This window comes from uncultured Altibacter sp. (assembly GCF_963972995.1).
In the GTDB taxonomy this organism is placed as follows: Bacteria; Bacteroidota; Bacteroidia; order Flavobacteriales; family Flavobacteriaceae; genus Altibacter.
On the sequence record NZ_CAXAXI010000005.1, the window covers coordinates 1 to 12,168 of the forward strand.

At 41.5% G+C, this 12,168-nt stretch carries 8 protein-coding genes and 1 tRNA gene; 6 read left to right on the forward strand and 3 right to left on the reverse strand.

The annotated features are described in order from the left end of the window. Positions 1-186: 186 nt before the first annotated feature. The gene (locus AACZ11_RS03090) at positions 187-795 is read right to left on the reverse strand and encodes a superoxide dismutase (protein WP_290628822.1); all 609 of its coding nucleotides are present in this window, start codon (positions 793-795) and stop codon (positions 187-189) included. Positions 796-960: 165 nt separating this feature from the next. Here AACZ11_RS03090 and AACZ11_RS03095 point away from each other — a divergent pair, with 165 nt between their 5' ends. The 5 genes from AACZ11_RS03095 to AACZ11_RS03115 all read left to right on the forward strand — a co-directional run bounded on the left by AACZ11_RS03095 (position 961) and on the right by AACZ11_RS03115 (position 10,506). After that, positions 961-4,113: a UvrD-helicase domain-containing protein gene (locus tag AACZ11_RS03095; protein WP_290628821.1), complete on the forward strand. Its 3,153-nt coding sequence runs from the start codon at positions 961-963 to the stop codon at positions 4,111-4,113. 27 nt (positions 4,114-4,140) lie between these two features. Further along, on the forward strand, positions 4,141-5,340 hold the full coding sequence (kbl, locus tag AACZ11_RS03100) for a glycine C-acetyltransferase (RefSeq protein WP_290628820.1): 1,200 nt from the start codon (positions 4,141-4,143) through the stop codon (positions 5,338-5,340). Between the two features lie 122 nt (positions 5,341-5,462). After that, on the forward strand, positions 5,463-6,866 hold the full coding sequence (locus AACZ11_RS03105; RefSeq protein WP_290628819.1) for an OmpA family protein: 1,404 nt from the start codon (positions 5,463-5,465) through the stop codon (positions 6,864-6,866). A gap of 66 nt (positions 6,867-6,932) precedes the next feature. Further along, on the forward strand, positions 6,933-9,674 hold the full coding sequence (locus AACZ11_RS03110; RefSeq protein WP_290628818.1) for a PD-(D/E)XK nuclease family protein: 2,742 nt from the start codon (positions 6,933-6,935) through the stop codon (positions 9,672-9,674). Further along, positions 9,664-10,506 (forward strand): alpha/beta fold hydrolase, encoded by an 843-nt coding sequence (locus AACZ11_RS03115; RefSeq protein WP_290628817.1) that lies wholly within the window; start codon positions 9,664-9,666, stop codon positions 10,504-10,506. Before AACZ11_RS03110 ends, AACZ11_RS03115 begins: the two co-directional genes overlap by 11 nt. 182 nt (positions 10,507-10,688) lie before the next feature. Here AACZ11_RS03115 and AACZ11_RS03120 read toward each other — a convergent pair. Both AACZ11_RS03120 and AACZ11_RS03125 read right to left on the reverse strand, forming a co-directional pair. Beyond that, positions 10,689-10,762 (reverse strand) — tRNA-Ala (locus AACZ11_RS03120). Positions 10,763-10,791: 29 nt separating this feature from the next. Continuing rightward, positions 10,792-11,586 carry a universal stress protein gene (locus AACZ11_RS03125; protein WP_290628816.1) on the reverse strand — a complete coding sequence of 265 codons (795 nt, stop codon included), beginning with the start codon at positions 11,584-11,586 and terminating at the stop codon, positions 10,792-10,794. A gap of 142 nt (positions 11,587-11,728) precedes the next feature. On the opposite strand from AACZ11_RS03125, the gene AACZ11_RS03130 reads away from it, so the two are divergent. Next, positions 11,729-12,166 carry a GNAT family N-acetyltransferase gene (locus AACZ11_RS03130; protein WP_339831429.1) on the forward strand — a complete coding sequence of 146 codons (438 nt, stop codon included), beginning with the start codon at positions 11,729-11,731 and terminating at the stop codon, positions 12,164-12,166. Positions 12,167-12,168 lie beyond the last annotated feature (2 nt).

The following is a 12,168-nucleotide window of genomic DNA, read 5'->3' on the forward strand; positions in this document are numbered from 1 at the left end:
AGCGAACCTTGGCTTTTTTGTAACTTTTTGTAGTACAAAAAAGAAAGGTGAGCTGTTGTAAAGACGAATGCTGATTATACGTTCTAACATCTCTTCCCGTCCTCTGTCAATAGGAGAAGCCAAAATTATTTTATAAAAAAACCGCCTTAAATTACTAAGACGGTTTTATATAAATCGTTTGGAAGTTTATTTATTCTTTTCATACCGGGATCCAACTTCTTCCCAGTTGATCACATTAAAGAAAGCTTCCACGTAGTCCGGTCTTCTGTTTTGATAATTCAAATAGTACGCATGCTCCCACACATCTAATCCCAATATGGGTGTTCCTCCGCATCCAATACCCGGCATTAACGGGTTGTCTTGGTTTGGCGTAGAACATACGTCTACTTTGCCTCCTTTATGAACACACAACCAAGCCCACCCGGATCCGAATTGTGTTTTTGCTGCCGTTGCAAATTTTTCTTTGAAATCCTCGAAACTTCCAAAGGCACTATTGATGGCCGCTGCCAATTCTCCCGAAGGGTTCCCTCCTCCGTTTGGTGACATCACCTCCCAAAACAAACTGTGATTGTAATAACCGCCTCCATTGTTTCGTACAGCTTTATTTTCCATGTCCAGGTTAATCAAAATATTTTCGATGGTCTTCCCTTCCATGTCCGTACCATCAATGGCATCATTCAATTTGTCGGTATACCCTTGGTGGTGTTTTCCATGATGTATTTTCATGGTTTTTTCATCTATGTGCGGCTCAAGCGCATCGTGAGCGTATGGTAATTTTGGTAATTCGAAAGACATAATAATTTCTTTTTGGTTCTTACTTAACTAACACTTTCAAAAGTACGGATTAAAAAAACGGAAAAGTGTTATAGATTTTATAAGATTTTTATTTCAGTATAGATTCTATTGATAGCAGCATTCGTATCGACAGGCTTTTTAATATCTTCGTGGAAAAGACATTCGTTGCAAGATCATTCATTCACCATTTACGATGCTTCTGCGGGAAGTGGAAAAACCTTTACACTTGTTAAGGAATATTTGAAGAAACTTCTTCTATCGAAGAACGAAGGTTATTATGCTCATTTGCTTGCCATCACATTCACCAACAAGGCTGTGGCAGAAATGAAAGAACGAATTATTGATAACTTGATTGTTTTCGCTGCTCCGGAAGCGGTTGCTTCTCCTTCAGAAATGTTACTTCAAATTGCAAAGGAAACAAAGCTCACAGTAACCGAACTGAATCACCGCGCTTCGAACATCCTCACACATCTCTTGCATCACTATGCCGGTTTCAACGTGGTAACCATCGATCGGTTCAACCATCAATTGTTGCGAACCTTTGCCCGCGATTTAAAGCTTCCTCAAAATTTTGAAGTAAGTCTCGAAGTCGGGCAACTTCTTTCCGAAGCTGTAGACCAACTTATTGCCAAAGCAGGTAAAGACGCTCTTATCACTAAGGTTTTGCTGGACTTTGCTTTGGAAAAAATAGATGATGATAAGTCTTGGGATATCGCCAAAGATATTGCACTCGCCGCGCAGATCATTATCAATGAAAACGATGCGCCTCACGTGGCCAAACTGAAAGATAAGTCACTTGCAGACTTTAACGAATTTAAGAAGCGCTTGCTCGTGAAACAGCAAAAAGTAGAGTCGGCGCTAATGAAAGCAGCTTCAGAGGTATTACAGCTTATTGAAGAAAGCGGATTGCAATTTGATGATTTTAACAGGGGTTCTCTCCCAAAACATTTTCAGAAACTTGCAGATAAGGACCACTCGGTCTCTTGGGACGCAAAATGGCAGGAAGAATTAGGTGAAAAACCCCTGTATCCCAGTCGGGTCTTAAAGGATTCCCCGGAAATTATTCCCGTGATCGAGGCGATTGCACCAAAGCTTACTGAAACATTTATAACTACAAAGCAACAAGTTCATGAGTATTTGCTGTTGAGTAATATTATACAAAACATCACTCCCTTATCGGTTATTAACTTGGTGAATCAAGAACTGTCGGAAATTAAAGAAGATAGAGGGTTACTTCCTATTTCTGAGTTCAATTCTTTAATTTACAATGAAATAAAAGATCAGCCGGCTCCTTTCATCTATGAGCGCTTGGGGGAAAAGTACAGACATTTCTTTATCGATGAATTTCAGGATACCTCTGCCATGCAATGGCGCAACCTAATCCCTTTGATCGATAACGCCTTATCGCAACAGACCGTTGAGGAAACCACAGGTACATTGTTACTGGTAGGTGATGCAAAACAATCTATCTATAGATGGCGAGGTGGCCTCCCGGAGCAGTTCATTCAACTGTATAACAATGAGAACCCGTTTGCGGGTGGTATGAAGAATGTCCTTTCATTAGATACCAACTACAGGAGTTGCAAGAACATAATAACATTTAACAATGCATTTTTTAGTTATATAGCAGATTTTCTGGGAGAGCCCTCTTATGCCAATTTATATCGGCTAGGGAATAATCAAAAAAATACGCTCAAGGACGGAGGACTTATACAATTTGAATTTATTGAAGCCCAAAACAAAGAAGAGGAACACGAGTTATACGGTGCCAAAGTATTGGAAACCATTCAACAGGTGCAAGCGAATGGTTTTTTAAAAGAAGAGATCTGTGTTCTCACACGTACCCGAAAGCAGGGCGTTGCTGTGGCTGCCTATTTAATGGAACGTGAGATTCCGGTGGTCTCTTCGGAAACATTGTTGCTGGCGACTTCCCCTGTTGTTCAATGTCTTGTGAATACACTAACCCTGCATCTGCATCCTTCAAATGAAGAGGTCAAGGTGGCGTTGCTTCATTTTTTATACGAGCATTTTAAAATTTCCGAAGAAAAACACCGCTTTTTCACCTCCCTTCTAAGACTCGACACCTATTCATTCGAAAAGAAACTCGCAGCCTATGGGATTTCCTTCAATTTCAAAGCGATCACTTCCTTATCTCTATATGAATCCTGTGAGTATATCATTAAAAAATTTGAGCTGGCATCAAAAGACAACGGTTATCTTTTTGGATTTATGGATCTGATTTTTGAATTTCAGCAACAACCTCAGGCTGGCAAGGCATCTTTCTTATCATACTGGGACACGAAAAAGGAAACGGCCGGATTGCCGGCAAGCAACGGTGCCCAAGCAGTGCAGATCATGACCATTCACAAATCGAAAGGACTGGAGTTCCCGGTGGTGATCTTTCCGTATGCCGATGTCGATCTGTATGCAGAACAAAATGCGAAAACTTGGTATCCATGGGAAGACGACCAATTTGACGAGGTGTATATAAACTTTAAAAAAGAAGTGGCTGCCTACCCAGGTCACGGTGCTGCCTTGTATGAAGAACGCCGAAACACACTCGAATTAGACAACATCAACTTACTCTACGTTACACTTACCCGAGCCATAGAACAATTATACGTGTTTACCACGCCTTCTTCGGTTATTAAAGAGGAAGGTCCCACCAAATTCAATCAATTATTTACCGCATTTCTGAAGGCGCATCATGACTATAATGAAACGTCTTCGATTGTAACCATTGGATCCCCCAATAGATACGTTTCGAGGACTGCCCCCCATTCAGAAAAAACGGTCGCACCATCCTATCCCGTTCATTTTCCCGAAGAGCACGACCTCGTTATTGTTTCCCGTGATGCAAGCCTATGGGGCACCGAAGCTGCTGCTGCAATTTCCATAGGAAACTTATTGCATGATACCATGTCCAAGGTCAAGACACATGAGGATGTTGAGATCGTATTTGAAGAAATGGGACATCGTTCGGTGGTTCCACCAACACAGATCGATCTTCTTCTTCAGCAGGTGAAAGAAATTGTAACGCACCCGGAACTTGAGCATTTGTATGCTGCCGGCCAAGCCCAAGTGATAACCGAAAGAGACATCATCACCCAAGAGGGTGAATTGATGCGACCGGACCGATTGAACATCTATACAAACAATTCGGTAAGTCTCGTCGATTATAAAACGGGCTCCCCGCTTGAATCGCACGCATTTCAGTTGCAAAGCTATGCTTCGGCCTTAGAAGCAATGCAATTCGAGGTTGCCGAAAAATTGCTGGTCTATATTTCAGAAACAGGGATACTCGTAAATAAACTATAACTTTGTACTACCAAAAAACAATGCATTATGTACGGAAAAATCAAAGACCATTTAAATAAGGAACTACAAGAGATCAAAGACAACGGTCTTTATAAGAAGGAGCGTATCATTACATCCCCTCAGGATGCAGTAATAACCATTAGCACCGGTGAGGAGGTGATTAATTTTTGCGCTAACAACTATTTGGGCCTATCCTCCCATAAAGATGTTATTCAGGCGGCTAAGGACACACTGGATTCACATGGTTTCGGGATGTCCTCTGTTCGCTTTATATGTGGGACCCAAGACATCCATAAGGAGCTGGAACAAAAGATCGCAGATTTTTATCAAACCGAGGATACTATCTTATATGCTGCGGCCTTTGATGCCAATGGAGGTGTTTTTGAACCGCTACTTGGCCCTGAAGACGCGATCATATCAGATTCGTTGAACCATGCCTCCATAATAGATGGGGTGCGATTGTGTAAAGCCGCCCGCTATCGGTATGAGAATAATAATATGGAGGATCTGGAGCAACAGTTGATCGCAGCCAATGAAAATGGGGCACGGTTCAAGATCATTGTGACCGATGGAGTGTTCTCCATGGACGGTCTGGTAGCTCCTTTAGACAAGATATGTGACCTTGCCGATACATACGATGCCATGGTGATGATCGATGAATGCCATGCGGCAGGATTTATTGGTGAAACAGGCAGGGGTACCCTGGAAGAAAAAGGAGTGATGGGCAGGATCGACATTATCACAGGAACCCTTGGAAAGGCCCTAGGAGGAGCAATGGGAGGATATACTACAGGTAAAAAGGAGATTATAGAGATCTTGCGGCAACGTTCACGGCCTTATTTATTCTCCAATTCTTTGGCTCCGGCAATCGTGGGTGCTTCTATTAAAGTGTTTGATATGTTGGCGAATGATACGAGCCTCCGAGATCAACTGGCAAAAAATACTGCCTACTTCAAAAAAGGCATGAAGGAAGCCGGTTTTGATATCATTGACGGTGATTCGGCAATTGTGCCCGTAATGCTATACGATGCACAACTTTCTCAAAATATGGCAGATATGCTTTTAAAGGAAGGAATATATGTTATAGGTTTCTTTTATCCTGTTGTTCCAAAAGGAAAAGCTCGTATACGGGTACAACTTTCGGCAGCACATACAAAAGAGCATTTGGACAAGGCTATAAATGCATTTAAAAAAGTAGGACGAGAACTAGAAATAATTAGTGACTAGCGCCCTTTTTTTGCGCTACTAAAGCATTGTATTTGTGAAAATTTTAATAGATTTGCTTTTGTTTATAAGTTTTAACAACTTACTTTTGCTCTAATTAACACTTAAAAATTAAACAATCGAATATGAAACATCTTAACACTTTTTTTGTTGCTACTCTCCTATTACTAGGAGTTGGGTTAGCAAACGCACAAGACGAAAACAATCCTTGGGCAGTAGAAGTTGGTGTAAACGCTGTTGATGTTTACCCAGTTGGTATTGACGACAAAGGAAGGCTTCCATCAATGATCAACGGAATGGCCGTAAAAGGAGAACTCTTCGATGAGTACTTTAATGTAAACGATCACTGGAGCATCTTGCCTTCTGTTTCCAGAGTATCTATTGGTAGATACATTGGAGGTGGTTTTACCTTCACTGCTGCCGGAGCAATTAACAAAATTGACAAAATCGGTGACGTACGCGTTGACGATTTAACGTATTACTCTGCTGACGGTGAGATCAAGTACAGTCTTAGAGACTTGATAAACGGTGACGGTGGATGGTTTGATCCGTCTATTGGTGTTGGTGGTGGTTATACTTGGGTAGACGATATTGGATTCGGTACTGCCAACGGTATTGCCAGCGTCCGTCTTTGGGTTGCTGAAAACATTGCGTTGAACTTCCAGTCTACTTATAAGTATGCATTCGAAGATACTTATGGAATTCAACATTTCCAGCATTCTGCAGGTATTATGTTCAAGTTCGGTGGTAAAGATACCGACGGTGACGGAATCTACGATCAAGACGATGAGTGTCCAGAAACTCCTGGTTTACCAGAATTCAACGGATGTCCTGATACCGACGGTGATGGAATCGAAGATAGAAACGACGCCTGTCCTAATACTCCTGGTTTAGCAGAATTCAACGGATGTCCTGATACTGATGGTGATGGAATCCCAGATCCTCAAGATGCATGTCCTACTGTTCCTGGTATCGCTGCCTTAAATGGTTGTCCTGATGCTGACGGTGATGGTATCACTGACGCTGAGGATGAGTGTCCTAACGAAGCTGGACCAAAAGCTAACAACGGATGTCCTTACCAAGACAGAGACGGTGACGGAGTACTTGACAAAGATGACCAGTGTCCTGATGTTCCTGGAACTGTAGCAAACAATGGTTGTCCGGAAGTTACTGTTGAAGTAATTGAGCAGTTGAACCAATATTCTAAAACGATCTTGTTCGATTACGATAAAGCGACCATCCGTCAAGAATCTTACTCTGCGCTTCAGAGCATTGCAGATGTAATGAAAGAATACCCGAACACAGTATTCCATATTGAAGGTCACACAGACAGTAGAGGTTCAGATGCTTATAACATGAAGCTTTCTAAAGAAAGAGCTGCTTCCGTTATGAACTACTTAACCACTATTGGTATGCCAGCCAACAGATTGACTTCTGAGGGTTACGGTGAAGAAAGACCAGTTGCTACAAACAATACAGCAGCCGGAAGACAGCAAAACAGACGTGTTGAAATTTCTTTGAACAAGTAAGAAAACACGCGAATTAAATACTGAAGAAACGCCTCCTCTTACGGAGGCGTTTTTTATTTTAGTGGTATGCAAACATTCCTTGAAGAGACGCTTGATTGCCTTATAGAAAAACACGAGGACCTCGCATCCCTAACCCTTATTCTTCCTAGCAAACGGGCCGGAGGATTTCTTAAACATTACCTTCGGAAAAAAGTCCGAACTACGACCTTTGCCCCTACCGTTATAAGTATTGAAGAATTTATTGAAACCCTATCCGATCTAAAGATCATCGACACCACCGAACTACTCTTCAGAAGCTTTGAAGCCTACCTCCAAATAGATACTGCTTCAGAAAAAGAAAACTTCGAATCTTTCACTTCTTGGGCAACAACCTTACTTAATGATTTCAATGAGATTGATCGATACCTTGTAGATCCCACTCCCTTTTTCAGTTATCTGGGAAGCATCAAATCTTTGGAAAAATGGAATGTCGACAAAGAAAAGACACCTCTAATTGAGGCGTATTTGAAATTCTGGGAACAGTTGCCTTATTTTTACGAATCCCTCACCCATCAACTTTTGCAAGACGGCATTGGTTATCAAGGACTGGTCTATAGAAAAGCCGCCGAAGATATAGAATTCTACCTCTCGAAACATGGCTTGAAACCACACATATTTATTGGTTTCAACGCTTTAAATACTGCCGAGCAACAGATCATTCAAGCACTACTCGCTCAGGGTCCGTCTGAAATCTATTGGGATGCCGATAGGGTTTTCATGGATAATGAGAAACATAGTGCCTCTCTGTTCCTAAGAAGGTATAAGGCATCTTGGAATTATTACAAAACAAATGAATTCACTTCTATACAGGACAATTTCAAATCTTCCAAAGAAATTCATATCGTGGAAGCTCAGCGAAATATGGGACAAGTAAAATACGTAGCCTCGGTTTTAGAAAAATTTTCGGAAGAGGAGCTTTCAAAAACGGCCATAGTCCTTGCAGACGAATCTCTCCTTCTGCCGGTTTTACACTCACTCCCTCCTTCGATTCACAGTGTCAACGTAACTATGGGAGCCCCGCTACGGTCATTCCCGGCAGCTCTGTTTTTTGATTCTTTGTTACTTCTGCATTCAAAGCCCTTGAACACACTCTACTTTAAAGATGTGATCAGTATTATTCAAGACCCGCTAGTCAATAAATTAATTTCAGAACCAAGAGAGATAATCCAACAGATCGTTCAATCGAACCTCACCCATTTCTCGCTAGAGCGTTTAAAATCATTTGCTAGAGAGGACGACGATTCTGTTTTAGATTCCCTCTTCGGGGACTGGAAGAACCTGAGCAATACAGCGATACACATGTGTCTGTCGCTTATTGATATTATTAAGGATTCCGAAGATACAAATCGACTGGATCGCATAGTACTATTCCATATACACACCGTTTTTACAAAGATAAGTGCGTTGAACACTACGTTTCCTCATCTTAAAAGCTGTAAGACCGTGCACCGCCTTTTCAACGAGCTCATAGCGACCACCAGCTTGGATTTTGAAGGAGATGCCTACAAAGGTTTACAAATTATGGGAGTACTGGAAACACGAGTTCTGGACTTTGAGCGCATTATTATGCTCTCTGTAAATGAAGGAATCATCCCTTCAGGAAAATCGAATGCATCCTTTATAACCTACGATCTTAAGAAGCAATTCAATTTGCCGCTTTATACCGAAAAAGACGCGATCTATACCTATCATTTCTATCGCTTACTGCATCGCGCCCAACATATTACCCTACTGTATAATTCGTATTCCGACGGACTGTCGTTAGGAGAAAAAAGTCGTTTCCTTTTGCAACTAGATATTGAGAAACAACCGCAACACACCATTACAAAAAGTAGTATTTCTCCGATGGTAAAAACGACACCCAAATCACCCATTACTATGACCAAGACACCGGAGGTCATCGAACGTATCCAAGCTATTGCCGGCAAAGGGTTTTCTCCTTCAGCGCTTGCGTCGTATGTTCGTAATCCGTTAGACTTCTACTATCAAAAAGTTCTGGGGGTCCATGAGTTTTTAGAGATCGAAGAGACCGTGGCAGCGAACACTTTAGGTACAATCGTACACGATACGCTTCAGGAATTATACGGTCCCTTCATTGGCCAATTACTAACCATTGATTCCCTTAATCAGGCCAAAGAAAACATCGATTCCGAAGTAAAGCTTCAGTTTAAAAAAACATTCAAAGAAGGAGATTTTTCAAGCGGCAAAAACCTGATTATTTTTGAAGTGGCAAAGCGATATATCCATAATTTTATCGGTCTTGAAATTTCTGAAATAAAAAATGGACACCGCATAAAGTTAGTTGCTGTGGAAAATGACCTGAGGGTACCCATTACGGTGCCGGGGCTTGAATTTCCAATTTATATTGGCGGGAAGGTAGATCGTGTAGATGAATATGACGGCACACTACGCATTGTCGATTACAAAACCGGACTAGTGAGGCAAGGAGAGCTAGAGGTGTCCGACTGGGAAGTGATCACCACCGATTACAAATACAGTAAAGCACTGCAAGTACTTTCGTACGCTTTGATGCTCAATGGTGACACTCCCATAACCAAAGCAACTGCCGGGATCATTTCCTTCAAGAATCTAGGAAGTGGTTTTCTTCCCTTTGCTACGAAACCGTCTCCCAGAAGTCAACAAAAAGATGTTTTGATAACACAAGATGTCCTCCATGCTTATACTGAAGAATTAAACAAATTGATCATGGAGATCTGTGACCCCAATATTCCATTTACCGAAAAAGAGATCGATCCGTATGTATATTGAAAAGAACAACATACTTCCTTTAAAAAATAAAAAACCCATTTTGTTTGATACCTACCACGATGGTTCAGGTCTGGCTAAACCGGTAATAATTTTTTGTCATGGCTACAAAGGTTTTAAAGATTGGGGTGCTTGGCATTTGGTGGCAGAGGCTTTTGCGAACGCAGGATTCTTCTTTCTAAAATTTAATTTTTCACACAATGGAGGAACCGTCGACCAGCCTATCGATTTCCCGGATCTGGAAGCCTTTGCACAGAACAATTTCAGCAAAGAACTAGAAGATCTCGATCGGGTGCTGGATTATATATTTGCTGAAGGGCAGCAGCAGTTACCGATAGACCTAGACCAAATTCACCTTTTAGCACACAGTCGAGGCGGTGGAATCGCACTTATTAAAGCCGAAGAAGACCCGCGCATTCAAAAAGTGGCGACTTGGGCAAGTGTGAGTGATTTCAGGGCGCGTTTTCAAGAACATACCGAAGCCTTTCAGCAATGGAAGAACAAAGGACGTACCCACATTGAAAACGCACGTACCAAACAACAAATGCCGCATGACTGGCAGTTCTATGAGGATTTTTTAGCCCATGAGGAGCGCCTCACGATAAAACGTGCTGTTACCGCTCTCAACAAACCAATGCTTGTCATTCACGGGACGGAAGATACTACGGTCTCTGAAAAGGAAGCGCAACAATTACAGCTGTGGAATCCCAAAAGTACCTTACACATCATTGATGGTGCCGATCATGTATTTGGAGCAAGTCATCCGTGGCATGAAAGCCAACTCCCAAGAGATTTGGAACTGGTTATTCAAAAGACAGTGCAATTCTTCCGGTAGGTTAAGTATCTCCCCATGCGTATGTGTTTGTACACAAACTATTTTTAAGTGTCCCGCTATGGTGCTTTTTATTTTAGTCGAAATACAAAACATTCCGGTTTCTCTGAAATAGAAGCACGCTCCCATTTTACAGAAATAAAAAAATCCGCTTCTTAAAAAAGAAACGGATTTTCTGCTTGATGTGGAGAATATCGGAGTCGAACCGATGACCTCTTGCATGCCATGCAAGCGCTCTAGCCAGCTGAGCTAATCCCCCGACTTAGAACTGCGAAAATAATAAATTTTTTAATCTTGTACAGGTAAAACCAATAAAGGTTTGCTTGTATGAAATTCTTTTTTCATGATCTCATTCTTTTCCCACAATTTCTTAAAGAATCCGCGTTTTCTTCGCACCACGCAGATCATATCGGGTTGAAACCCTTGAAAGTGTTCTAACACCGCCTGAAAGGTCGTAGCATTTTGAGTTTGGGTATACGACGCTTGTAATTGTTTCACATTATGGCTTACTCCCAGCATTTCAGGGGTGCTCTCCGGTGTTTCTACATGAAGTACATGTACTTCACTTTCAAAGTGTCGGATGAATTTTTGAAGTGGTTCCAGCAATTGATCGTTCTCAAAATTGCCATTCTTAAAGGCCATCATAATCTTTTTTGGAGGCAAAAATGAGGCTCCTTCGGGAACTACAAGAATAGGAAGATTGGTATGCTTTAGCAACTTCCCTGAGGTTTTGCCTAAAAACACCCCTTCTTTAATAGAATTACTTCGTGGGGCCAATACCATTAGATCTATGGGAATTTGTTGATTTACACGATTGATCCCTTCTAAGATCTCTCCCTTTATGGGATGGGCGATCACAGAAACCCCTTTTTTATCCACTTTAGATAGGACTTCTTCCAGACGATCCTCGGATTCTTCCTTCAGTAAGGTATTCACTTTAGAGAGTCCGCCCACTTTGGACAACTCTTGAAAAACTGAAACTACATATACGGTTGCTTCAACGACCTTTGCCAGATCTATGGCATATTGTAAATTGCTTACTGCGTTTTCCGAAGAGCCAATGGGCACCAAAATGTTTTTCATTGTTTTTCTAATTCATTTATCTTTAATCATCTGCTTCCGTTGGCAGAACCTGAAGCAAAATTAATTTTTAAAAATGATTCGGCACGCGAAACGTTTAGAAATTGAGAAAATTATAACAATTACAAAAGCCTGTGCCGCGCACATGTGTGAGCTGGGTATCTATCAGTGGAATGAGAATTATCCCACTGTTAGAGCCTTTCAGAAAGACCTGGAACAACAAGAGTTATACGTACTCCTTGTAAAAAATGAAGTGGTTGGCTGTATTTGTATCGCTTCGGAAAAAGACCTGGAATATAATCACGTACACTGGCTCATACCGGACACTATTCATTACTACATACATCGACTGGCAGTGCACCCTTCCTATCAGGGAAAAGGATATGCCCAACAGCTTATGGACTTCGCTGAAGCTAAAGCAAAAAAGAGCAATGTCGCTTCTATACGCTTAGACACTTTCAGTTTAAATACAAGGAATCAACGCTTCTATGAACAACGTGGTTACACCCGGTTGGGCTCCGTCTATTTTCCGAAACAAAGTGATGCACCATTTTATTGCTATGAATTGGTCCTGAATGGCTAATT

Bases quoted from the DNA above. Each gene is read 5' to 3' on its own strand.
- kbl (WP_290628820.1), top strand. From the start codon at position 4,141: ATGTACGGAAAAATCAAAGACCATTTAAATAAGGAACTACAAGAGATC.
- AACZ11_RS03130 (WP_339831429.1), top strand. From the start codon at position 11,729: ATGTGTGAGCTGGGTATCTATCAGTGGAATGAGAATTATCCCACTGTT.
- AACZ11_RS03125 (WP_290628816.1), bottom strand. From the start codon at position 11,586: ATGAAAAACATTTTGGTGCCCATTGGCTCTTCGGAAAACGCAGTAAGC.
- AACZ11_RS03105 (WP_290628819.1), top strand. From the start codon at position 5,463: ATGAAACATCTTAACACTTTTTTTGTTGCTACTCTCCTATTACTAGGA.
- AACZ11_RS03115 (WP_290628817.1), top strand. From the start codon at position 9,664: ATGTATATTGAAAAGAACAACATACTTCCTTTAAAAAATAAAAAACCC.
- AACZ11_RS03110 (WP_290628818.1), top strand. From the start codon at position 6,933: ATGCAAACATTCCTTGAAGAGACGCTTGATTGCCTTATAGAAAAACAC.
- AACZ11_RS03090 (WP_290628822.1), bottom strand. From the start codon at position 795: ATGTCTTTCGAATTACCAAAATTACCATACGCTCACGATGCGCTTGAG.